Source organism: Paraburkholderia sp. RL18-085-BIA-A (assembly GCF_046027075.1).
In the GTDB taxonomy this organism is placed as follows: Bacteria; Pseudomonadota; Gammaproteobacteria; order Burkholderiales; family Burkholderiaceae; genus Paraburkholderia.
The window spans coordinates 1-864 of record NZ_JARESU010000503.1; the positions used below are offsets into that span (position 1 = coordinate 1).

1 protein-coding gene is annotated in these 864 nt (G+C 54.4%); it reads right to left on the reverse strand.

Annotated elements, in window-relative coordinates:
- Window positions 1–272: 272 nt before the first annotated feature.
- Window positions 273–425, reverse strand: a complete 153-nt coding sequence (locus P0D89_RS53520) for a DUF2726 domain-containing protein (protein WP_408379736.1) — start codon at window positions 423–425, stop codon at window positions 273–275.
- Between the last annotated feature and the right edge of the window lie 439 nt (window positions 426–864).

Here is an 864-nt window from a genome sequence, read left to right on the forward strand (position 1 = left end):
TTCGGGAAGGAGAAAGCTTTGCGTAGATTATCGCCTTGAACGAACCGCTTCATCTTGCTCATCCTCCGCTATCGGATGAAGAATCTTAGCGCTTCAAAAAGGCGTTTTGACACAATCTGGGCCAGTTTCTGCCGTTCGTCCGTCACATAAAACGGTGATCCGAACGGCCGGTCCACTCCCAAAACCCGCCCGATGCTGCAGGATCCCTAGTAACTCCGCAGCCTGGACGATCGGAAACGACTGTAGGGATGCGCGCCGACGCGGCGAAACCGTCACGCCTGCCGGTCTTTCACGCGGCTATGTGAACGGTCATCGAGCTCGACGATCGCCACGAGCTGGAATTCACGTGTGAAGATGCCAAAGTCAATGCACTTCTCGGCGATGCGCATGAAACCGGCATAACCGCCTTGCCCTTTGAAGCGGATTGAGCAATGTGCTCATCGCGGCCTGCGGAAAAAGTGATGCTCGAGAAGCGCTTCGCTCAGGCGCCTGAAGACCTGCAGCCAGCGGAAGCCTCGCCTGCCGCGAACCGCTAGCCGGACTCACGACATGGCTCATCCTTCTTGGCGCGTTATCGACCCAACACCTCACGCCGTACTCGTTGCCGGAGGTGCTGATTTGAGGCGGCCATGCAAAGATTAATGCAATCGGTAGCGGGTGAAGTGCAAAGAGTGTGACGTCATGTGCACCAGACATGCCTTGGCATTTTTTGAACTCTTTCCCGGTTCGGATCAAAAGGAAAAAATGACCTTGCCAATTTGTTGTCCTGCACTATTCCTTGCGGTTAAGAGGCGCACCTGCTTCCTTTGTTCCGACACGGCCACTTTGTATCAAAGCTTGGCGCTGTAAATGATACGTTACTTA